Raw genomic sequence first — 23,381 nt, forward strand, 5'->3', positions numbered from 1 at the left:
GCCTTTCAGGCGCCCTTAGATCAATTCAGAACGACCGGATCGCCTGAACAGGCGTGATCATCGATGCCTTCAGCGCCGGCGCAAGTACTGCGAACTGGCCGAGTATCCATAGCGCCGCGGCGCCAAGTGGCAAGTACATCGCGGGCAGCCGGGGCAATTCATAGAAGCGCATCAGCGCCAGATTCAGTCCGTAGGCCAGCACCAGGCCTGCGGCGACGCCGACGCTCACGATCATGAAATTTTCGATCTGGAAGTAGCGAAGCACGTCCCATCGTGTTGCTCCCAATGCGCGGCGGATACCGATCTGCTTGCGGCGCTGCTCCACCCAGTAGCTCGCCAACCCGCCGATGCCGAGTGCAGTAGCACCGAGGAGCGCGGCGATGACGCCCGCCAGAAGTCCCATCATCACCGTTGCATCATGGAAGAACTCTGTACGGAGCTCACTCAACGTTCGACTGGCGGATTGATCGAAGACCACATCAGGGGCGGCAGATGACACCACCCTTGCTACTTGGCCAAATACCCGCGGGAGATCGTCGGGCATTGCTCGAACGATGTAACGTCCTGCAAGGTATGGCCCAGGACTTGCTGGCACGAAGAGGGACCAATCATTTCCCAAGGCCTCGCCGCCGCCGGGTTGCGAGATGATGAGATGCTCGACGACGCCGATGACAGTGAATCGCGTATCCAACGCCCACAGGCTCCGCCCCACGGCGCTCTGGCCGGGCCAATAGCGCTCCGCCAATTGTTGGGTGATCAGCACGGGCGCATTCGAAGGGACGTACTGCGCAACAGGTGTGTACTCCGCCGGCTCTGGCATCCTGCCCGCGACAAGCCTCAAGCTCAACGCCTGGAGCGCAGCGGAGTCTCCCAGGTAGAAATCCAGCACGCCACCAGGTTGCTCCAGCGCCTCGTCGGTGCTCACGCCGGCCCGGATTCCCGGCTCTCCAAAAGGCACAGCGCTTATCACCCCCACCGACTCGACACCGGGAATCGCCCTGAGGGCACTCATCACACGGGCATTGATGTCATTGGCGTTGTCCGAGCTGAAACCAGAGAGTTGAACGACACCAAGCGCAGACTCCTGGATCCCGCTGTCCAGATTCAGTGCCCGACGTCTTTCCATAAACATGAAGATTGCATTGCAGAGCACTGCGCATGCCAGTGCAATCTCCGCTGCTATCAGAAACGTGGCCAATCGATGCTTTCGCAGGGCGGCGACGATGATTCCCACTTGCATGATGGACTCCGCTATAGCAGCTTCAATTGGGCCACTGGCTGGATCGAGCTGGCCCGGTAGGCCGGAAGGGCACCGGCCAGCAAACTGCTCACCAAAGACAGGACAAACGTAGCGATGAACATGGTGACGTCCAGGCGTATCAGGTCTGCGTATGCCACCGGCTGGATGCGGATCGCCCATAAGGCGAACAGAGTCAGAAGCAGGCCAGCGACCCCACCAATGATGCCAATGACCCCCGCCTCCACAAGGCACTGCGTAAACACCGCTGTCCTGCTCGCTCCCAACGCCCGCCGCAGTCCAATCTCCCCGCCATGCCTCATGAACTTGGCCAGCAACAGGCCCACGACATTCGCCAAGCAGATGATGAGAAAAGCGAATGACAGAACGGCCTGAACCTTCACATCACTGGGTACGACGCGATTGAAGTCCAGCCACTCCATCAGCGATGGCATACGAGTGTTCTGGTCATGCGCAATACGACCCAGGCGCTTCTGCTCGCTGGCATAGTTGGCGAGATAGCGACGGTAATTTGCGACCTTCTCCCGACTGCCAAGCTCCACCCATACACCGACCGCCACGCACGGTGACCCCTGCAGGACGCCGGTGCGCTCTGGGGCGGCCCAGCACGTAAAGGGCTGGAAGTCCCCTTCGTTTATCTCAAGGCTCGCTGACATCGGGAGAAGGACATCATCGGCTGCGCCATAGAATCCCGAGGTCTTGCCACCAGAGAAGCGCCCCCCTCGGATTTTGTAAAACAGGGGCGCAGGGCGCCATGGCTTGAGTACGCCTATTACTTGCAGCTTCGCATCTTTGACCGTGAGGGTCTGACCGACGCTGTCACGACCTCCAAACAGTTGCCGATTCAGGCGATCGGATATGACAACTACCCGGCTGCGCCGCCCATCGTCCTCCTGCGTCCACGCTCGCCCGTACTGAATCGGCACCTCGAACATCGGGAAAAAGTCGGCTGTGGTCGAGGTCGAAGACACCATCAATGGAACGGTACCGGCCAGATCTGATCGTACTTTCACCGGGCTCGACACGACCATCGTCTGCCTGTCGGCCTGGCTGGACGACCACAGATCGTGGGCAGTCCGGTAATCCAGTACGTCATACGGCTCGCGTCCTCTGGAAGCAGGGTTCACATCGACCTGAGGGTAGAAGATGCGGGCACTCTTTCCCGGAAGTGGATCGCCCGACAGCAGTCGCATGACGGTCAGCGTAGCCATGCAGGCACCAATACCGACGGCGATCGCCAGAACCATCAATCCGGTGACGACCTTGCTTCTCGCTGCATTGTGCAGAGCGACCTTGACGTAGTAGAAAATCATCATGAAGCATTTCCGTGGTTCGCCACCAAGGTTCTCTGTCTTCCTGACGTCGCCCGCGGTTGGTCGGGGCTGAACACACTTGGTGAGGGCTGCTCCGGCGACCCAAGGTGGTGACATTCGTCGAAGAGGTCTCGGAACCGGCTGCCGCCATGCATGATCATCACTAGGGTTCCGCCTTCGGTCCATGCCATGATCTCTCGCATCGCGACGTCCTGAGCGCTGGTATCCAAGTTTGCAAGGGGCTCATCCAGCACATAAAGATCCGCTGCTTTGCTCAGCACCATGGCCAATGCGAGCTTCTGCTGCTGCCCGGCTGACAGCTGGTCGGGATAGGCCGTTAGGATTTCCGGACAGTCCAGGCTAAAGGACTGGAGCAGGCGCTGCTCGACGTCAAGCTGTCCAACCCTCAGCGGTGGAAATGCAAGTGGCAGCGTAGCTGCACTGATCCGGGAAGGAAGCAAAACGCGCCCCTGCGTCGGGTACAGGCATCTTGCCAGAATGTTGGCAAACGTTGTCTTCCCGGATCCGTTGTCGCCCGTGATAAGAACGCGGCGCCCGGCCTTCCAGGCCACCGATACATCCCGCAGCACGTCGGCCGCGTTGTAGGAGAAGCCAACATCCATGGCGATCACGCCGTCGCAGACGTCGAAATCAGGCGTCTCGTGACCATGAAGGAATTGGGTGATCCGATGAACGGTTGCGCCATGGCTCTGGAGCTCGGCCCAGTGCTTGAAGATCGCGATCAATGTCGTCGCGGCCCGCCAGAATGAATTAATGAAGGCAATGAATGAGCCGAACGTCATCTTTCTCTGAAGGACGAACAACGCGCCAACAAAGATCGAGCAGACATCCGACAGCACCATGGTCAGGTCACTGGCACCCTGCAGGGTGCGGACGGCCTTGAATCGCGTGTAGCCGGTATCAAGCAACACGCCCATACCGTTATCGAATTCCTTGACCGTCTTGTTCACAAGCCCAAAGCCGCAAACCATCTTGATGCTTCCAACGGCCTTGGTCAGCACACCGAGCACGTCGGCTTCATTTTCACGCTCGGTCGATGTCAGGTGGCGGATTCTGTTGCCGACAGACAAGCTCACGACTGTCGCCACGGGAATGATGACAACCAGCACGGCAAATGCTTGCCAGGAGATGAGAATCAATGCGGAGACCAGGGCCAGCAACATGGAGATCTTCGTCGCAAGCACTCGCACCAACGCAAGCATCGGTACCAACCCATCCTTTACATCCGCTCGTATGCGCGATACGTAGTGCCCGACCCCATTGCGGAGGAAACGACGGTAGTTTTCGGTGTAGAACGCTCCAAGCAGATCCGCACTGATTCGCCTCACGATCCTGTTATCCAGGCGTTGCTGCCACAACGAGGTGGCGTAGGCGCCGGCATTCAGGGATATGCCAAGCACCAGATAGCCGAGCACCAAAATAATCACCCTTTCAACTTCGCCGCTGGACGACGCATGATCAAGAATTGCCTTGATCAGCAAGGGGTGAATCAGGCCTTCGGCAGCGCCGATCAGCACACCTGCAGCAGTCACGCCGATGTATTCACGTCGATCGCCGCCCAACAGCCGAGCGAAGTCTCTCACGCTAGTCTTGGCAGTGGAGGCAGCCTGCACTCCTTGTCCTCGGGCTGCGAATTTCATTGCGCTCTCCTCGCGATCACGCAGACGCTTGGACAGCGTGCGCACCAATGCGCTTCAGCAGTGGCCCGTCCATGACATCCAAGCAGAAGTCATCGCCATCGGGAGCACTGAGCCTCTGGATGGCGCGTATGACCCCGGCCATTCCAGTTGCATAATCACACGATATGCGGAAGAGGTTCTCTCCAGGCACCGCCGCCATGTCGTCGTCCCCGAAAACATAGAGATCGGTAAGGCCTTGGTAGGCACGCTGGGCCATTTCCAGATACTTCGGATTTCCGGAGTACACGTGAGCATCAACCAGCGTGTCGATGAGGCCAGCCAAGCCATACATGAGGCCTGCGAAGCCGGCGTACTTTCTGTGCAGATCTAGTACGAGCTTATCCACCGTCTCCCAAAGTCCGTACCGGATGGCCACCTTGACGATGCCGGCGGTGCCTTGCTCAATGTAATGCTCATAAGTCGTGATCCCTGCTGGAGCAGCGGCAAATGTCGTCACCCCTGCCTCCAGCTCATGGCCATGAGCGAGGTCGTAGCACAGGGCAGCCTTGCCCAGAGTTCGCCAGCGCTGGTCCCCGGCGGCCTGTGACAGCCGAAGGAAGAAAAGAGCGATACCGGATTGTCCATAGCCAAAGCCAATTCGGACGACTCCATCGTCTTCCCAATACAGCCCGTCGTTGCTCCGAAGCGCGGAGGACTCGAGCTGTGCCGCGAGCTCCAGGGCCAGGTCAAGATAGCGATGGTGACCAGAGACCACGTAGGCGGCCAAATCGGCCAAACCCAAGCCCGCCATCCCGTAGTACAGCGAAGGATGTGTGATTTTCTGCGCACTCCTGTTGGCTTGGTCCACAAAGCTGAGGCCAGTGGCGGCCTCTCCCATTGCCAGGTGCGCCCAACCGATCCCCGCGAGGCCGGTAAGGAAGCCCGGTGCCGCATTCTGGCTGTTCAGGCTCGAGACCTCGGCGAGATGCCGATCCCATGCAGCTTGGGGCACCTCCACTCCGGCACGGATGAGCGCGTAGATCACCCCTGATGACCCAAAACCAAGGCTGCTACCGTTGGTCGCCAGCGCGAATGGATCGCACGGGAAGAGCGTGTGATTCGGGTCGAGGCGATAATTGACCTGGATGAAGGCGGCCAGCCTCTTCAGCACGCTGTCAGCGGGAAGGCGTTTACCAGCTCTGGAGGCATAGGGCTGGCGAATGCTCACCGGCTGCAGCAGCCGTTCCTCCGCCTCTTTCAGGCTGACCTTGCCTCGTGCGAGGTCACGGATGACCCCCATGACGGGCGTGTCCTCCCAGCCGATATCCCACACAATCTCAGGCAGCACTGTATCGAATAGATCATCTCTGATGTAGGCCATGGCGACGATCGGGAACATGGCGTACATCATGATGGCAGCCACGGCATAGTTGTCATCTTCGTAGCTGCTGATCCTTGCCCGGCTCTTAAGCTTGCTCCGGAATCCAGGTGTGTGGATGTCCTCTGACTCTCCGAGCTCGGGTCGAAACGCGGCCTCAAGATCGATCAGGCGGACTGCCAGACTGTCCTTGGCAACAAGGATATTGGGAGGAGACAAGTCACCGATCACCATGCCCGCCCCATGAGCTAGATCAACTGCACGCACGAGGTTGACGAAGATGTCCCTGTACATCGCGTAGAACGCATCACTGTCCGCCAGCGTCGGGCGTACTTTCATCAATGGAGAGAACTGCAGCATGACCTGACGCATGTCATGGGCATCGACGTACTCTTCGACCATGTAGAGGTTTTCCCAGTCCCAGAACATATCGAGGACCGCTGGCGCGATACCCAAGGAACTCAGGATGCTCAGGTTCTCCATCTCGCGCTTGAGACGGGTAGTCGCATCCCCGCCGTTCTCGTAAAGCTCGACATGAGGACGTGCCTCCTTGATGACCACCTGTCGGCCGGTAGCGCGCTCGACCGACAGATAGACACCTCCCGTGTTGGAGAAGCCCAGCGCGCTTTCGACGAGATATCGTCCCCCATTGAGGGATCGGTCGTCAGTTTCATCCTCATCACTCGGGAACGGATCCTGAGCCCACGGCGGACTCTCGAAGTATGGGTTCCGGCGGTCAGGCATGTGCTCTCCCGATGGCCCCACTAGCATCGGTATCCGCTTACCCATGATGTCCAGGTGGCTCACCTGGATGATGCCGCCATAGCGGTAGTACAGGCAGCGGCTGTCCTTGTAGCGTCTGTCGGACAGAATGTAGGAGCCGGTCCGGGCGCCAAGCGCCTGGTAAAGCGCCTCGATCACCTGGATGAATTCGCCCTCCGTGTGCGGATAGACGGTGATGAACTTTCCGGACCCTCCCCGGGGCCATCGCTTGGATGTCATCATCCTCATCGTCCGGCAATCGTTCGCGAACTTGAACTGGACATCCTGCTCCAGCAACAGCGCCGCAGCGTCAGCCAGCATGGCGCGGCAATTGCCCTCGATCGCCGACAGGTGAATCTTCCACCCTTGGATGGGAAGAGAGCGCACCTGAGCATCGCCACCAGGCGTCACGTGCGACCAAACATTCTTCCGGCGAATTTCCCAACCACGCCCATGCGCTGCCAGTAGTGGTCGCACGATTGCGGCGAGCTCATCGCCCGGCGTGTAATGGTCGTAATCCGGCTCATAGAAGCGATCATCGCTATTGATGAAGGTGATCTTGTCTACGTGCCGAAGTTCCCGCAGTGTCAGATTTTCAGATGCCATGGCGCGCGCTCCTTGAACGGGCTCGGCGCTTGACCCGTGTATTGAGCCAAGCGGTGTCCAACACTGTTGCGGGAAGGACATCGGGCAGCGGTCCCCTCTCCGGCTGGATACGCCGGCTAGCGATCCTGAGACGCATGTCGCAGGTAGGACGCCGGGGTGAGAGCTCCTCCTCTCACCTTGCCCACCGTCAGGCAGGATCTCCAGCTTGGAAGCCGATCACTGAAGGTCTGAATCGTGGGTGCGTTCCACACCCACGATTATTCACATCAGTCACAGGCGGTGGTTAACGATCCACGCTCCCGGCGCCGCAGCAGGTGTGCGTCGAGCTACCCGAGCTGTTTCCCATCGTGCCGGTATTGGTGTCCAAGGCTAGGCGCTGCAGATTGAGTACGCGATTCATGAGATATCTCCTTATTATGAAACGAAGAATCCGATCTGACTTGATTGTGTATCGAATCAGTCGGTGACACTGCGCACTGGCATTTCAGTTGCGCAGATAGATGGGCATTACGAAACAGCAACAACCGTAATGGACCGTGTAGCGCCGCGGACTGCGGATTGCGGATTGCGGATTGCGGTTGATTTTCCTGCCGATAAACGTCCGCGAAGGGGCGAAGGCGTTGACGAATATTCAACGCCTTTCGTAGCCAAGCGAGTAGCCGGTCTTCTCCGCGTAATGAAGTAGGAAATGCCCTTGTAACGGCGTCCATGTGATCAGATCAACGCATAGCGCGCGCCCCGGTTATCCAGCAGAATGTCGACGTATCTACGCGAGGCCTCCCGCACCATGCGCATCCATCAGATCGATCTCCCTGTGGCCGATGTCGCCGCCACCGTGGCGTACTTCCGCGATGAACTTCAGCTGCCGGTCGAGGGCTCGGCCGTGCGCATCGGCTGGAGCACCCTGCAGTTGCAACCCGCAGGATCGAACCCGGTCGGCGGTGTGCACCTGGCGTTCAACGTGCCCGCCAATCGCTTCGAGGCGGCCACCGACTGGCTCAAAGCACGCGCCACCCTGCAGCGCGATCTGAAAGGCCATGACCACTTCACGTTCGATGGCCGCTGGGATTCGGAATCGATCTATTTCACCGGGCCGGACGGCCTGATCCTGGAATTGATCGCGCGGCGACGCTTGCCTGCGGGCGAGTGCCAGGGCGGGTTCCACGGCAGCGAGATGACCTGCATCAGCGAGGTCGGCCTGCCCGCTGAACACGTCGGTGAAGTGCAGGCAAACGCACAGATCGCCTTCGGGCTGGCGCCGCTGTCACAGCCCACGCCGCACTTCGCACCACTCGGCGATGACGAAGGCCTGTTGATCGTGGTCGATGCCACCCGCCGCTGGTTCCCCGAGCAGAAGGTGCTGCCGAATGCGCGCGGCATCCGCGTGGTGCTGCATGACGTGGTGCCGGGCGCGGTGGTCGAAGACGCGGCACTGGGCTGGCACCTGCGCTCGGCCTGAGCAGGCCCGGACGAACGAAGCCCCGCCGGAGCGGGGCTTCAGTTCACACAACAGCCGGCTGGGCTCACTCTTCCTCGTCCTGCTGGCCGCCCTGCTGCTGGTTCTGGTTGCGCTGCTGCTGTTCCTGCTGCTGTTGCTGCTGCTGGCCGCGACCACTTTCCTGCTGCTCACCGCGCTGATTCGGGTTCTGCTGGTTCTGCTGAGCCATTTCGATTCTCCGGTTGCCGCAAACGGAATGTCGCGGTCCGGGCCATCCTCTGCAGCGCGAGGTTAACGACGTGTGGGGGTTTGTAGACGAATTCGTCAACGTCTCCACGCCAACCTTTTCAACGAGTGCAGACCCCATGTCGCAGTAGGCGTTGACCCGCATATGAACGGTTCGAATTCCCTTATTCCGCTTCCCACAGAATGCCTCGTCGTGCGACTGAACAGGGCATCGCTGAGCCAACGTCTGCAGATGACGCGCAGATGACGATCACGGCATCACCGGCGGCACGTAGGTCAGCGTCATGCCCAGCAGCCACAGCAGGCCGAGCACCAGCGGGATGTGCACCAGCAGCTGGATGCAGGTGAAGCCGACGATGTCGCGCGCCTTCAGGCCGAGCACGCCGAGCAGCGGCAGCATCCAGAACGGGTTGATCAGGTTCGGCAGCGCCTCGGCCGCGTTGTAGACCTGTACTGCCCACCCCAGATGGGCCTTCAGTTCGTTGGCCGCCTGCATCACGTACGGCGCTTCGATGATCCACTTGCCGCCGCCGGAGGGGACGAAGAAGCCGAGCACGGCCGAGTACACGCCCATCACCAGCGCGAAGGTGTCGGTGGTGGCGATATGCACGAACAGGGTGGAGAGCCGATGCGCGAGCGTCTCATCGCCACTGCCGGTGGCGTGGGTAAGGATCATCGCGATGCCGCCATACAGCGGGAACTGGATCAGCACGCCGGTGGTGCTGGGGACGGACTTGGCCACGGCGTTGAGGAAGCTGCGCGGGCGCCAGTGCAGCAGCAGACCAAGCGAGATGAACAGGAAGTTGTAGGTGTTGAGGTTGGCGATGGCGGTCACCACCGGCTTGCTGGCGAACTCGCCGAACAGCCAGCCGAACGCGAGCAGCGAGAGCAGCACGGTGAGCAGCGGGCTGTACTCCAGCCACTCGCCGGGTCGGGTGCGCGGCGGCAGCGGCTCGGCTTCGGCGCGGGCGGCGCCTTCGAAGTCCTTGGCGGTGCGCGCGGAGGCGGCCCCGGGGGCGGTCAGCCAGGCGATCAGCAGCGAGACCAGGATCAGCGCGGCGGTCAGCGCGATCGACTGCCACAGGAAGATGGTTTCGGTGAAGGGCAGCACGCCGGTGATCTCGACCAGGCCGGGCGGCATGCTGGCCGGGTTGGCCTGCAGCTGCGCGGCCGAGGAGCTCAGGCCCATCGCCCAGACCGCGCCCAGGCCGAGATACGCCGAGGCACCGGCGGCGCGGTAGTCCATGTGGAGTGCTTCGCGGCGGGCCAGTGCGCGGACCAGCAAGCCGCCGAACACCAGCGAGAAGCCCCAGCTGAGCAGCGAGGCGAGCATGCTGATCAGACCGACGTAGACCACCGCGCCACGGCCGGTCCTGGGGACGCGGGCCAGCAGATCGATGAAACGCGCGACGATCGGCGCGGTAGCGACGGCATAGCCGCCGATGACCACGAAGGCCATCTGCATGGTGAAGGGGATCAGGCTCCAGAAGCCCTCGCCGAATGCCGTAGCGGTGGCCTGCGGGGTGGCGCCGAAGCCCATCGCGGCGGCGGCGACGATGACCACGCCGAGCACCGCGAACACGTACGCATCAGGGAACCACTTTTCCGCCCAGGCGGCCGAGCGCAGTGCCGCGCGCGCCATCCAGCCGTCCTGCACCACCGTCGACGTGTTCATTGCCCCGCCCTCCCCGATCATTCGATGGGAGGGATTCTGGGCGCTGGCCACGGCGCTGTCAGTCGCCTAATGGTCGTAGTGCGCGTTACCGGTAGCACCCGACCGTTGGTCGGGTCGCCCCTCAGCGCAGCGCCAGCGACACCGCGATGCCGGCGAACAGCACCGCCCCGACCCAGTTGTTGTGCAGGAAGGCCTTGAAGCACGGGTCACGCTCGCGCTTGCGGGCGATCCAGAACTCGTAGGCGATCAGCCCGGCGGCCACGCCGACGCCCAGGCCGTAATAGAACCCCAGCCCGGCGCGCAGGCCGACCAGCGCCATCGTGCCCACGAACAGCGCGTAGAGGATGCCCTGGATGACCAGGTCCAGATCGCCGAACAGGATCGCGGTGGAATGCGAGCCCATTTTCAGGTCGTCATCGCGGTCGACCATGGCGTACCAAGTGTCGTACGCGGTGGACCACAGGATGTTGGCGCCGTACAGCAGCCAGCCGATCACCGGCACCTCGCCCTGCACCGCGGCGAAGGCCATCGGGATGCCCCAGCCGAAGGCCATGCCCAGGTACACCTGCGGCAGGTGGGTGTAGCGCTTCAGGTAGGGGTAGCTGGCGGCCAGGAACACGCCGATGAAGCTCATGCCGATGGTGAGCCAGTTCAGGGTCAACACCAGCGCGAAGGCGACGATCATCAGCCCGGCGAACAGGGCCAGCGCCTCGCGGCCGGAGACGGCGCCGCTGGCCAGCGGGCGGTCCTTGGTGCGCTTGACGTGTGGGTCCAGCCAGCGGTCGGCGTAATCGTTGATCACGCAGCCGGCCGAGCGGGTCAGCCAGACGCCGGCGGTGAACACGAACAGCGTCCACAGCGGCGGCAGCCCGCCGGAGGCCAGCCACAGCGCCCACCAGGTGGGCCAGAGCAGCAGCAGGGTGCCGATCGGGCGGTCGGCGCGCATCAACTTCCAGTAGTGCCGCCAGCGCGACGGGGGCGCCGCTTCGGGCGCTTCAAAACGTTCGTAAGCCATCGGTAAAGGATACCGCCTGGGCTGGCCGGGCGCGCCGCCGCCCGGTGCATCGATGCAGGGGGCAGACCTGCGCGGCGTTTACGGATAGAATGCTCCTCCCGCGCCGCTTTGGCGGTCCGTGGCCCCATCAGGCGGCCCGGCGGGATGCAGGACACAACGCGCTCGTAGCTCAGCCGGATAGAGTAGTGGCTTCCGAAGCCATTGGTCGGGGGTTCGAATCCCTCCGGGCGCACCATCCTTGCCACGCTTCCCTGTGTTCATTGCTCCGCCTGCGCTGATCGCGCCCAGGCTGGGCCGCGCCATCGCCTGGCCGACCGGGTCAATGCACGCACGGGATGGCCGGTACGCACCGGTACCGGCCATGCGACGTCAGTCTTGCTCAGTACGTCCCATCAAACGCGAAGATCGGCTTGCGCTGCTTCCACAGGCCGGCGGTGAAATCCGGGAACTCCAGCGTCTGGAAGCTGTTGGCGATCGACTGCTCGGACAGCGGCGTGATCGCGCTCCAGGTGACCGCGTCGTAGATGTCGATCGGCATCGGTGCTTTGGCCTTGAGGGCTTCCACGAAGGCATGGATGACGAACCAGTCCATGCCACCGTGGCCGGCGCTGGCCGCGGTAGCGGCGTGCTGCTTCCACAGCGGGTGCTCGTACTGGTCCTGGTAGGCCTGGAACGGTTCCCACTTGTGCGGCGGGCTGCGGCCTTCGATATGGATGGACTGGTTCACATCCATCCACAGGCCCTTGGTGCCCTGCACGCGGAAGCCCATCGAGTACGGGCGCGGCAGCGAGGTGTCGTGCTGCAGCAGGATGGTTTCGCCGTTCTCGCAGGCCAGCGTGGTGGTGACGATGTCGCCGAGCTTGAAGTTCACCTTGGTGCTGGGATGGGTGGTGCCGCCGCTCTTGGCCACGGTGTACTCATGCAGACCGCGCGCCTTGCTGGCGAAAGCGTTGATATGGGTGAAGCGGTTGCCGCGGTTGATGCCGGTGTACATCGCGCACGGGCCGATGCCGTGGCTGGGGTACAGCTCACCGTTGCGCTTCACCGAGTGCTCGGTGCGCCAGCGGGCTTCGGACCAGCCCTTGGCGCCGAACTCCACGCCGCTGTCATAGGGCTGGCTGGGGTCGCCGGAATTGAACTTCACCCCGCGCAGGTCGTGCTGGTAGCCGCCCTGCAGGTGCACGAGTTCGCCGAACAGGCCTTGCCGCACCATCTGCAGCGCCGCCATCACGTCGCGGCGATAGCAGACGTTCTCCAGCAGCATGTAGGGGGTGCCGGTGGACAGCTGGGTCTTGAGGACATCCCAGTGGTCCTGCAGGGTGATGCCGGCGACCACTTCGCAGCCCACCGCGACCTTGGCCTGCATGGCCGCGATCGCCATCGGCGCGTGGTATTCCCAGGGCGTGGCGATGACCACGCCATCCAGGCCGCGCTGCTCGATCAGCCGCTTCCAGGCGTTGACGTCGCCGTCCTGGCCGTACGCCTTGGGCGCCGGCTTGCCGGCCTTGGCGACCATGTCCATGCCGCGCTTGAGCATGATCGGCTCGATGTCGCACAGCGCGACCACCTCCACGTCATCGCGGCGGACCAGTTCCTTCAACAATACCTGGCCGCGCATGCCGGTGCCGATCAGGCCCAGCCGTACCTTGCGACCGCGCGCCCAGGCGGGCGTGTTCGGCAGCAGGCTGGTGGCGGCGACGGCCGCGCTGGCGGCGATGAATTCTCTGCGTTTCATGGACAGTACCTCGTGTGAAGATCGCGCCGGCCGGGACCGGCGCGAGGGTTGCATCAGAATTTGTAGCCCACGGTCAGACTGTAGCCGCGACCGAAGATGGTGGCGTAATCGCTGGAGTCGCCCAGGAAGCTGTTCGGGTCATAGAACGGCAGACGGTCGAACAGATTCTTGATGGTGAAGCCCACGTTCCAGTGCTCGTCCGGGCGCCAGGCCACGCTCAGGTTGGCGGTCCACCACGACGGCGCACCATCGCACTTGCTCTGCTCCACCGGCAGGTAGCCGGCGGTGCACGTCTGCGGGTTGTTGTCTTCCTCGTCGATCTGCTGCAGCGCCCACTTGGTGCCGCCGACGTAGTTGACGAAAACGCTGGTGGTGACCTGCTTGTAGCTCCAGTCCGCGTTCAACGTGGCGCGCAGGCGCGGGTTGTTGTAGTAGCCGACCAGGTCGCCGTAGTACCAGCCGCTTTCGTCATCCAGGTAGGAACGGTTGCGGTTGGCGAGGGTGGCAGCCACGCCGATGTTGAGGTTGCCCCATTCGCCCAGCGAGAAGCGGCTGCGCGCGTCGATGTCGAAGCCGTCGATCAGGGTCTTGCCGCGGTTCTTGTACTGGCCCACCACGCTGGCCACGTTGCCGACGCTGTAACCGGGCAGCGTGCCCGGGCACGCGACGCCGCTGGCCGGATCGGCGCACATCGCCGCCAGCGCCGCCAGGTTGGCGCGGTCGCTGTCGGTGATCGGCGAGCGGGTGGAGGAGATGATGTCTTCATCGCGGGTGAAATCCGGGGCGACGATTTCGTTGCTGCGGTAGATGAACCAGTAATCGGCCGATACCGAGAGCCACTGGGTCGGCTCGTAGACAAAGCCCAGCGTGGTGATCTTGGCCTTTTCCGGCTTCAGGTCCGGGTTGGGCTGGGTCATGCGCGCCACGGTGCGGCTGCAATCGGTATTGAGCAGGGTATTGCCCAGGTCCACGTCACCGCCGCGCTGCGACTTCAGCAGCAGGTTGGCGATCGCGTTGGTCTCGTTGCAGCGCACTTCATCACGGTAGCCCCCCAGCTGGGCGAACACGCCGCCGTTGCCGGACTCGGCCAGGCTGGGCGCGCGGAAGCCGGTGGAGTACGTGCCGCGCAGCATCAGCTGGTCGAACATCTGGTACTTCAGGCCGATTTTCGGGGCCAGGTTGGCGCTGAAGTCCGGGTACTTGTCCACGCGCAGCGCGGCGTCCAGTTCCAGCTTCTCGGTGAGCGGCGCCACCGTCTCGGCGAACAGCGCGTAGGTGTTGCGCTTGCCGTCGAACCACGAGCCACCCTGCTGGGTGATCAGGCCGTTGGCCGCGTCCGGGTTGCCAGGCGTGTAGAAGGTCTCGCGGCTGGCGTTGAAGCCGAAGGCCGCACGCACTTCGCCGGCCGGCATCTGGAACAGCGGGCCTTCGATCTTGCCGTCCAGGGTATGCAGGCGCGTCCAGGACTGGATATCGAAGGTCGGGAACGCTTCGCGGATCAGCGCGGCGTTGGCCTCGCTGATCTCGCCGAACTTGTAGGCCGGATGGTCGGAAATGATGACGCGGCCACTGCCCGGGTCGACGGAGTACGGGCCAAAGGCCTTCTCGAAGCCGGCCAGGTTCACGTTGGTGGTCTGGTAGGTGACCGAGTGGCTGCCCGCGGTGGCGAAGGCGGTTTCCCAGTTCCAGTCGCCAATGTCACCGCGCAGCCCGGCCACCACGCGGTAGCTCTGATCGGTGTTGCGCTGGCCGAAGTGGTTGGCGCCCACGTCCTGCAGCAGGTACTGCAGGCCGACCACGCCGCCCATCAGTGCCTTCAGTTCGGGCGAGGCGTTGTTGTATTCGTTGTTCGGGCCCAGGTACGGATACAGGAACTGGTTGACCGTGGTGCCGGTATTGCGCGAGAACCAGCTGGTCGGGTTGCCGGTGGTGGTGCCGTAGGCACGCGGCGTGCCACCGTTGGCGGTCAGGTCGATGTCGGTGTACGTGGCTTCGGCGAAGGCTTCGGTGCTGTCGCCGATCAGGAAGTGGGCGTTGACGTAGGCGGTGTTGCGCTCGGACTTGGCGCCGGCGTCGATCTCGTTGTTCATCCACGTCTCCCAGATACAGCGCGGGCCGGCCGCTTCGCTGGTGAGTACGTTGTTGCAGCCCGGGGCGGCTTCCTGCACGCGGCGGCCGGTGACCGGATCGAAGGCGAAGTAGCTGCCCGGGTTGAACTCGCCCGGCTTGCTGCCGGTCCCCAGGCGCAGGTTGGGCAGGTAGTTCGGGTTGTTGACGTAGTACTGGTCGGGCCGCTTGTCGTAGAAGTCGCTCAGCGGAATCGCATCGCGCCGGTACAGGTTCACCGAGGCGTAGACGTTGTAGCGGTCTTCATCCAGGTCGCCGAAGCCGGCGGTGATGCTGCCCTGGTGTTCGCCGTAGGAGCTGATCCGCGAGGATTTGTCAGTGGTGAGATTGATCTCCGCGCCCTGGTAGGAGCGCTTGGTGATCACGTTGATCACACCGGCCACCGCATCGGTGCCGTACACGGCCGAGGCACCGTCGGTCAGCACTTCCATGCGTTCGATCGCTGCAGCGGGGATTGCATCGATGTTGACGAACTGGGTCTGGAAGCCGGCCGGCGCGCCGTAGTAGGACAGGCGACGGCCATTGAGCAGCACCAGCGTACCCTGTGCGCCGAGGCCGCGCAGGTTGGCCTGCGAGGCACCATCCGAACCGGTGAACAGCGAGCGCGCATCCTGCTGACCCGGACGTGCCGCCGGCAGATTGTCGAGCACCTGCAGCAGGGTGCGCGCACCCATGTTCTCGATGTCCTGCTTGCTGATCACCTGCACCGGCGAGGCGGTTTCCACATCACTGCGGCGGATGTTGGAGCCGGTCACCTCGATGCGCGACAGCTCGGTGGCCTTGGTATCGGGCGTTGCGTCCTGGGCGCTGGCACTGCCGACCACCGCGACGGCCAGGCCGAGTGCGATGGACAAGGGGGTGGCGGTGATGCGGCGATGGCGATGGCGTTCGGTCAACATCTTGGGCTCCTTGTTCGATCCGCAGCGTGGGGCTGGCGGTGGATGGGTGTGTTCGGGCAAACGTCCCCCGTGCCGCGGCCAAAGGGCCGCAGACGGGAAACGGGAGAGAGCTGTTTTTCTGAAAGCGTGTTTCTTCGGTTACGGCGACACGATGCTGGCGGTATCGCCCTCCTGTCCGATCAGGGCGGCATTGGCCCAGTTGCCACAGACCTCCGCGGGGTGGTCGCCCTGCGCTCCGAGCGTGCGCAGGCTCAGCCGCTGCAGGCCGCGCACGTCCAGCTCCGGTTTGACCACGCCGGGTGCGTTGACCAGGCCGCTGTCATACAGCAGCCGACCGTCACCCCACACCTGGAACTGCATGCCGCCGGCGGTGCGGCACTGATCATCGATACCCAGGTCGGCGCGCAGCAGGCGCCAGCTGCCGTTGAGCTTCAGGTCGATGCGGCCGCTGGCGTTGACGCCCAGGCCGCGGCGGAAATGCAGGCCGTTCATGCGCATTTCCGCCTGCCCGCCGAAGGCGTGGTCAGTGGCGACGCTGGCCTGCAACGGTGTCGGCAGCGGCAGCGCAGACAGGTACAGCTGCTGCGCCGGGCCGTCCGGCTGCGGATGCTCCAGCACGTGGAAGGTGGACAGCACGATCGGGCCGACATCGCGCGGCTGCAGCGCATCCACCGCACGTGCCACGCTGCCCTGCGCAGCCGTCACCATCGGATCGGCACCACTGGCGCCATCACCTTCCGGGTTCTGCGTGCTCAGCACGCGGAAGCGCAGCAGGCGGCCAGCATGGGCGGGGAAGTCGATCTGCTGCATTCCCTGCTGCAGGGTCAGACGACCGCGCTTGATCGGCTCACCCCACTCGCCGTTGCTGTCGGCCATGTAGATTTCGTAGTCGCGGATCTGCCCGTTCTTCCAGTGCTGGTCGTTGCGCGGCGCCAGTTCGATGCCGTCGATCAGCTTGCGTTCGCCGAAGCCGAGCACCCACTCGTGCGCGCCGGTCTTGACCGCCTGGTTGCGCACGGTGCGGAACCACGTGGCCGGATCATCGTCGAAGGCTTTCTCCATCTCATAGCCCTGCTCCTCGGCCGGCCGGTTGACCACAAGCAGGCTGTCGGAGGGCAGCGCGCGGCCCAGTTCCGGTGCGGCCGGGAAGGCATCGTCGACCGGTGCGGCGGCGATCGGCAGATCCAGCTGCAGCGTGAGTGCCTGGCGGATGTCGGTCGGCGCGGTGCGCACGTGCAGGGTGCCGCGGCGCTCTGCCGCATCGAAGTACCAGCCCTCGCCCGCACCTTGCCACGCTGCCTGGTCGGCCAGCATCGGCAGCGCGCGTCCGCCCAGCGTCACCGTGGCCGGGCGCTGGCGGCTGAGCACGCGCAGCGCATAGCGGCGCTGCGGCAGCTGGCCGGCATACCGGCCCTGCACCGGATCGATGCGCACCTGCACCGGGCCAGTGCCCTGCGCCGGGGCCTGCACCGTGATCGCCTGCGTGCTCGATTCGCCTTTCTCATAGCGGCGGGTGGCGCCATCATCTTCGTACAGCGTGTACTGCGAGGTGCCCTGCGGGTACAGATCGAAGGTCACTTCATCCAGCGGCTTCTCACCGTCGTAGAGCATCGCCGGGTACATCGGGATGATGGCGCCGGCGCGCACGAACACCGGGATCGTGGCCAGATCGACCGGACGATCCAGCGAGCGCCCCTCGGCGCCGGCCTGCAGCTGGCGGCCATCCCAGTAGTCGATCCAGCGGCCCTGCGGCAGGTGGATGTCGCGGCGCCAGCCACGGCTTGCGGCCTGGCTGCGGTACACCGGTGCGATCAACAGCTCGCGGCCGAGCAGGAACTGGTACTTGTGCGCTTCGGTGTAGGCCTGCGGGTCCTGGGGGTAGTCCCACATCAGCGCGCGCAGCAGCGGTGCACCGCTGGTCGCTGCATCGTGTGCCAGCCCGTACATGTACGGGGTCATGCGCATCTTCAGCTTGAGGTAGTCGCGGTTGACGCTGCGGTAGGGCTCATCGAACCACCACGGGTGCTTGCGCGCATTGCCCGACCAGCCGGACATGCCCATCAGCACAGGGGTGAAGCTCTTCCACTGCAGGTCGCGGGTGAAGGTCTCGGCGCTGCCGCCAAAGATCGCGTCCACGTCGCCACTGGCGTAGGCCATGCCGGACAGGCCCGAGCCGATCAGGGTCGGAATGTGCCAGCGGATGTAATCCCAGCTGCTGCTCTGGTCGCCGGTCCAGGCCACCGCATAGCGCTGGATGCCGCCCCAGCCCATCACCGTCCACAGGAACGGGCGCGAATCTGAGTTGTCCATGATGCCGTTGAACGCGGACTGGTTGGCATCCATCGCGAACTGGTAGCCCTTGCCGGTCCAGGCCACGTCCAGCTTCTGCACGCGGCTGCCGGCGGTACCGACTTCCCAGGCGATCTTGTCGACGCCGTTCTCGGTCCACAGGCCGGTCCTGAAGCCGTACTTCGCCAGCCCCTGCACGGTCTCGGGCAGCTTTTTGTAGCCGCAGCCGTAACCATCGTTGGGGAGGATCCAGCCGCCGGGCATGTCGTGCTCGCGGTACTGCCTGGCCACGCTGTCGACCACGTCGGACGTGGTGCCGGTCGGGCCGTCGCTCCAGCCGTCGGGCACGCTGCCCGGCTTCTTGATGTTGTTGCCATCGTTGTAGCAGTCGGCGTCGCCATAGGAGAACGCCCAACGCGGCAGCAGGCCGGCGCGGCCGGTCAGCGTGGTGTAACGGTCCAGCAGCGTATGCAGGCTCGGCCCGACGAAGTAGTACGCATCGAAGCGGTCCTCGCGGTGCAGCAGCGTGGCCTGGTCGGCCTGGCGCAGATCGTAGGTGCCGTCGCTCCACGTGTTGCGCAGCATGCCCCAGCCCCGCGAGCTCAACAGCATCGGCGCCGGGTTGGGGCGATCGCCTTCTTCCCAGCCACCGGAGTACGACACCTCCAGTTCGCGGCCCTTGAACTCGAAGCGGCCGTTCTGCTGGCCACCGCCGTAGAAGTGCTCATCGCTTTCGCTGGAGAGCACCTGCACGCTCTGATCCTTGTCCAGGTCCAGCGGCTGCAGTTCGCGCCACAGCGCGACATCGCGGTCACCCTCGCGGCGGACCAGCGCCAGGCGCAGTGGCTGGCGCTGGATGTGCAGGACCAGCGCATCGGTGCGGATGCGCACCTCGTTGGCATCCTCTTCCAGTTGGACGGCAACCTTCGCGGCCGGCTGCGGCAGCACGATCGGGGCGGCCTTGTCGCCGGCACCGGTGAGCGTGCCGTTGCGGCCGGCGCGCACGCGCAGGACGTCATCGCGCAACAGGTCCACGCGCACCGTGGCGCCGGTATCGGTGCTGAGCGTCCAACCGGGGGTGCCGTCGTTGGCGGGGGTGGCACTGATCGCACGCAGGTTACCCACCGGCGCGGCACTGGCGGTGCCGCCCAGCGCCACTGCCGCAAGCAGTGCAATCGTCAGACCAGTGCGTCGTAACCGGAAGTCCACCTTGCCCCCAAGCCCGCGGTGAGCGGGAAACTGAAACCAGTGCGGCCGACTCTAGGGCAGGATCTCGAAAGATGTCAACAAATTGCAAAGAAAAAGGAAGGATAATTTATATAAACCGAAAGATACTGTGCCGTCCTTCTTTCCAAACGGCGCCTGAATACGCGTTTTCGACCGCCCGAAACCTTGCTGCGGCGCGGCATTCCGTCGAAGTGCTGACGGTAGCCCGCGAAGAAGACGACGAAAACTGTGACCGAACTACCTTTTCTTTATCTTTCGATATTTGACATTTCGAAAGAAAACGCAGAAGGTGCGGTCGCCCAACAGGAATTGCGAATGGACGCTTCTCTGCTCCCTGATTTGCCCACGTGGCAGCGCCTCGGTGGCGCCTATACCGCCGAAGAAATCGCCCAGCAGCCCCGGCTGTGGGCCGCGCTGGCCGGCCTTCTGGTCGCAGCGCAGGCGCGCATCGATGACTTCCTCGGGGAAGCCCTGCGCGATCCCGGCCAGTTGGTGATCTTCACCGGCGCCGGCAGCTCGGGGTTCATTGCCGAGATGGTGGCCGACCAGATCAATGCGCAGTGGCCTGCCGAGGTCCGCGCCGTGCATACCACCAGCCTGCTGACCCATCCGGCGCTGTACCTGCGCCGCGACCGCCCGACCCTGCTGGTCTCGTTCGGGCGCAGCGGCTCCAGCCCGGAAAGCGTAGCGGCGGTGGATCTGGTCCGCGACCAGGTCGACCGCGCACGCTTCGTGGATATCACCTGCAATGCCGAAGGCGAACTTGCCAAGCGTGGTCACGGCCGCAGCGATACGCTGTCGCTGCTGATGCCGGCGGCCAGCTGCGACCGCGCCTTCGCGATGACCAGCAGCCTGAGCTGCATGCTGCTGGCCGCGCTGAGTGCGTTCGACAGCGCCCCGTGGGCGCAGCGCCTGGAACGTCTGCACAGCCTGGCCAACCACGGCGAACGCGCACTGGATGCCTGGGATGCGGCGGTGGCCGCGCTGGCCCAGGCGCCATACTCGCGCGTCATCTATCTCGGCAGTGGGCCACTGGAAGCGGTCGCCCGCGAGGCCGCGCTGAAGGTGCTCGAACTCACCGCCGGCCAGGTGCTGGCGCTGGCCAATACCCCGCTGGGGTTCCGCCATGGGCCCAAGTCCACCCTCAACGGTGAAACGCTGGTGGTGATGCTGCGCAGCGCACAGCCGCTGGCCCGCCGCTACGAGCAGGACCTGTTGAACGAACTGCGCCGCGACGGCATCGCCGGGCGTGTGTTGTCGATCGGGCCGGATGACGCGGACCGCGCCGACGGCGACTTCGTCCTCGCCGCACCTGCACTGCCCGATCCGTGGCTGGCCCCGCTGTGGTTGCTGGTGCCGCAGTGCTATGCGCTGCAGCGTTCGGCCGCGCTCGGCATGACGCCCGACAATCCCTTCCCCGACGGCACGGTCAACCGTGTGGTGCAGGGCGTGACCATCCACCCCCACGGCTGAGCACGCATGCAGACCTGGTACGGCATCGACATCGGCGGCACCAAGATCGAGCTGGTCGCGTGCGACGCCGCGCTGGCGGTGCATCATCGCCAGCGCGTACCGACGCCGACCCGGGACTACGCTGCGTTCCTGCAGGCGATCGTCGATCTGGTCGATGCGGCGGATGCCGCGCTCGGCCAGCGCGGGGTCGCCGTCGGCCTTGGCCTGCCCGGCGTGCGTGATCGCGCCAGCGGCCGCCAGCTCAGTGCCAATGTGCCCAGCCTGACCGGTCACACAGTCGGGGCGGACCTGCAGGCTCGCCTGCAGCGCCCGCTGGAACTGGGCAACGATCTGCAGTGTTTCGCCTTGTCCGAAGCGCATGACGGCACCGCCGCCGGGTATCCCAGCATGTTCGGGGTGATCCTCGGCACCGGTGCGGGCGGTGGCTTCTGCGTCGGTGGCCGGCTGATCGCCGGGCACAACGGCATCGCCGGCGAATGGGGCCACTGGAGCCTGCCCGCCACACTGCAGCAGCGCCACGATCTGCCGCTGCTGGACTGCGGCTGCGGCCTGCGCGGCTGCCTGGAGCGGTACGTGTCCGGCAGCGGCCTGGCGATGATCCATGCGCGGCGCGGTGGTACAGCGCTGGATGCTGCCGAGGTGGTCGCACGCGCGCAGGCCGGCGATGCGATCGCGCAGCAGGCGCTGGACATCCACCGCGACCTGCTCGGCTACAGCTTCGCCAGCCTGATTCTCGCGCTCGATCCGCACGTGATCGTGCTCGGCGGTGGGCTGTCCAAGCTGGAGCAGCTGTATCGCGATCTGCCGGCCGCGATCGCGCCGTACCTGTTCACCGGCGTGCGCGTGCCGCCGATCCTGCCGCCCACCTTCGGCGATGCCGGCGGTGCGCGGGGCGCCGCCCTGCTCGCACGTCAGCACCATCCCTCCCCCTGAACACCGCTGTTACTGGAGTTGCCATGTCCGCCGTCCAATCGTTGATCGCCACCCATCGCCAGGGCGCCCCCGTCGGGCTGTACAGCGTCTGCTGCAGCAACGCGCAGGTGTTGCTGGCGGCGATGCAGGTGGCGCAGCGTTACGACACCCTGCTGCTGATCGAGGCAACCTCCAACCAGGTCGATCAGTTCGGCGGCTATACCGGTATGACCCCACCGCAGTACCGCGACTACGTGCTGCAGCTGGCGCGCGATGCGGGCTTCCCGGCCGAGCGGCTGGTGCTCGGCGGCGACCACCTCGGTCCGAATGCCTGGCAGAAAGGCCCCACAGCGGCCGCAATGGCCAACGCCCGCGAGCTGATCGCCGCCTATGTGGCCGCCGGTTTCCACAAGATCCACCTGGACTGCAGCATGTCCTGCGCCGATGACCCCACGCCGTTGCCGGACGCCATCGTCGCGGCGCGCTCGGCCGAACTGGCGCGGATTGCCGAGCGCACCGCTGCCGAGCACGGGCTGCCGCCGCCGGTCTACGTGATCGGCACCGAAGTGCCGATTCCCGGCGGTGAGGCCTCGCTGGCCGGTGGCCTGCAGGTGACGACGCCGGCGGCCGCGGCCACCACCCTGGCCATCCACCGCGAAGCATTCTCCGCCCCGGACCTGCTGCCGGCCTGGGAGCGCGTGATCGCGATGGTGGTGCAGCCCGGCGTGGATTTCGACCACAGCAGCGTGCACTACTACGACCCTGCCGCCGCCGCGGACCTGTCGGCCTTCGTCGAACAGCAGCCGCGCATCGTGTTCGAAGCGCACTCCACCGATTACCAGACCGAAGCTGGCCTGCACGCGCTGGTCCGCGATCACTTCGCAATCCTGAAAGTCGGCCCGGCGGCAACCTATGCCTTCCGCGAAGCGGTGTTCGCGCTGGCGATGATCGAGCGCGAGCTGCTGCCGGCCACGCAGCACTCGCAGCTGATCGAGGTGCTGGACCGCTGCATGGTCGACAAACCCGGCAGCTGGCGCAGCTACTACCAGGGCGACGAACACGAACTGCGCCTGCTGCGCGCGTATTCGCTCAGCGACCGCAGCCGCTATTACTGGGGCGAGCCGGCGGTGCAGGCGGCGCTGGACACGCTGGTCGCCAATCTCACCGCGCACGCGCCGCCGCAGATGCTGCTCGGCCAGTTCATGCCCGAACAGCTCAAGGCGATCGAAGCCGACGAGCTGCAGCCCGAACCGCTGGCGCTGATCCAGCACAAGGTGGCGCTGCGCCTGGCCGAGTACGCCCGGGCCTGCAATCGCAACGTCTCGGGCGCGCATAACGAAACCCGGCAGGCCAAGGAGCTTTCGGAACGGTAAGCTTCGGCTTTCCCT

General features: G+C 64.5%; 15 protein-coding genes and 1 tRNA gene. 5 read left to right on the forward strand and 11 right to left on the reverse strand.

What is annotated here, in order from left to right; all coding sequences use genetic code 11:
• Positions 1-25 precede the first annotated feature (25 nt).
• The 5 genes from C0R07_RS08300 to C0R07_RS20290 all read right to left on the reverse strand — a co-directional run bounded on the left by C0R07_RS08300 (position 26) and on the right by C0R07_RS20290 (position 7,357).
• The gene (locus C0R07_RS08300; protein WP_102788638.1) at positions 26-1,240 is read right to left on the reverse strand and encodes an ABC transporter permease; all 1,215 of its coding nucleotides are present in this window, start codon (positions 1,238-1,240) and stop codon (positions 26-28) included.
• An 11-nt stretch (positions 1,241-1,251) separates the two neighbouring features.
• A complete protein-coding gene (locus C0R07_RS08305; RefSeq protein ID WP_167390343.1) occupies positions 1,252-2,571 on the reverse strand; it encodes an ABC transporter permease in 1,320 nt (439 codons plus the stop codon).
• Positions 2,571-4,232 (reverse strand): ABC transporter transmembrane domain-containing protein, encoded by a 1,662-nt coding sequence (locus C0R07_RS08310; RefSeq protein ID WP_254427810.1) that lies wholly within the window; start codon positions 4,230-4,232, stop codon positions 2,571-2,573. The genes C0R07_RS08305 and C0R07_RS08310 overlap by 1 nt, the downstream gene beginning before the upstream one ends.
• Positions 4,233-4,248: 16 nt before the next feature.
• Positions 4,249-6,957 (reverse strand): class III lanthionine synthetase LanKC, encoded by a 2,709-nt coding sequence (gene lanKC / locus C0R07_RS08315; RefSeq protein ID WP_102788641.1) that lies wholly within the window; start codon positions 6,955-6,957, stop codon positions 4,249-4,251.
• Positions 6,958-7,240: 283 nt separating this feature from the next.
• Positions 7,241-7,357, reverse strand: a complete 117-nt coding sequence (locus tag C0R07_RS20290; RefSeq protein WP_217350016.1) for a class III lanthipeptide — start codon at positions 7,355-7,357, stop codon at positions 7,241-7,243.
• 387 nt (positions 7,358-7,744) lie between these two features.
• On the opposite strand from C0R07_RS20290, the gene C0R07_RS08320 reads away from it, so the two are divergent.
• Positions 7,745-8,416, forward strand: coding sequence for a VOC family protein (locus C0R07_RS08320; protein ID WP_102788642.1), 672 nt, complete (start codon positions 7,745-7,747; stop codon positions 8,414-8,416).
• Between the two features lie 64 nt (positions 8,417-8,480).
• Here C0R07_RS08320 and C0R07_RS19895 read toward each other — a convergent pair whose 3' ends face one another.
• The 3 genes from C0R07_RS19895 to ubiA all read right to left on the reverse strand — a co-directional run bounded on the left by C0R07_RS19895 (position 8,481) and on the right by ubiA (position 11,331).
• Positions 8,481-8,624, reverse strand: coding sequence for a hypothetical protein (locus C0R07_RS19895; protein ID WP_167390338.1), 144 nt, complete (start codon positions 8,622-8,624; stop codon positions 8,481-8,483).
• Positions 8,625-8,891: 267 nt separating this feature from the next.
• On the reverse strand, positions 8,892-10,283 hold the full coding sequence (locus tag C0R07_RS08325; protein ID WP_167390344.1) for a TIGR00366 family protein: 1,392 nt from the start codon (positions 10,281-10,283) through the stop codon (positions 8,892-8,894).
• Between the two features lie 154 nt (positions 10,284-10,437).
• A complete protein-coding gene (ubiA, locus tag C0R07_RS08330; protein WP_102788644.1) occupies positions 10,438-11,331 on the reverse strand; it encodes a 4-hydroxybenzoate octaprenyltransferase in 894 nt (297 codons plus the stop codon).
• Between the two features lie 158 nt (positions 11,332-11,489).
• Here ubiA and C0R07_RS08335 point away from each other — a divergent pair.
• A tRNA-Arg gene (locus tag C0R07_RS08335) sits at positions 11,490-11,566 on the forward strand.
• A 144-nt stretch (positions 11,567-11,710) separates the two neighbouring features.
• Here C0R07_RS08335 and C0R07_RS08340 read toward each other — a convergent pair.
• From C0R07_RS08340 to C0R07_RS08350, 3 genes are all read right to left on the reverse strand, one after another.
• Positions 11,711-13,066: a Gfo/Idh/MocA family protein gene (locus tag C0R07_RS08340; protein ID WP_070472452.1), complete on the reverse strand. Its 1,356-nt coding sequence runs from the start codon at positions 13,064-13,066 to the stop codon at positions 11,711-11,713.
• Between the two features lie 53 nt (positions 13,067-13,119).
• Positions 13,120-16,092, reverse strand: a complete 2,973-nt coding sequence (locus C0R07_RS08345; RefSeq protein WP_070472455.1) for a TonB-dependent receptor plug domain-containing protein — start codon at positions 16,090-16,092, stop codon at positions 13,120-13,122.
• 138 nt (positions 16,093-16,230) lie between these two features.
• Positions 16,231-19,590, reverse strand: coding sequence for a TIM-barrel domain-containing protein (locus C0R07_RS08350; RefSeq protein ID WP_102788645.1), 3,360 nt, complete (start codon positions 19,588-19,590; stop codon positions 16,231-16,233).
• A 333-nt stretch (positions 19,591-19,923) separates the two neighbouring features.
• On the opposite strand from C0R07_RS08350, the gene C0R07_RS08355 reads away from it, so the two are divergent.
• From C0R07_RS08355 to C0R07_RS08365, 3 genes are read left to right on the forward strand one after another with little or no spacing between them, the layout of a single operon-like run.
• Positions 19,924-21,081, forward strand: a complete 1,158-nt coding sequence (locus C0R07_RS08355; RefSeq protein WP_102788646.1) for an SIS domain-containing protein — start codon at positions 19,924-19,926, stop codon at positions 21,079-21,081.
• A gap of 6 nt (positions 21,082-21,087) precedes the next feature.
• The gene (locus C0R07_RS08360) at positions 21,088-22,014 is read left to right on the forward strand and encodes an ROK family protein (protein WP_070472464.1); all 927 of its coding nucleotides are present in this window, start codon (positions 21,088-21,090) and stop codon (positions 22,012-22,014) included.
• A 23-nt stretch (positions 22,015-22,037) separates the two neighbouring features.
• A complete protein-coding gene (locus C0R07_RS08365) occupies positions 22,038-23,366 on the forward strand; it encodes a D-tagatose-bisphosphate aldolase, class II, non-catalytic subunit (protein ID WP_070472466.1) in 1,329 nt (442 codons plus the stop codon).
• Positions 23,367-23,381 lie beyond the last annotated feature (15 nt).

It is taken from the genome of Stenotrophomonas bentonitica (assembly GCF_002887735.1).
GTDB lineage: Bacteria > Pseudomonadota > Gammaproteobacteria > Xanthomonadales > Xanthomonadaceae > Stenotrophomonas > Stenotrophomonas bentonitica_A.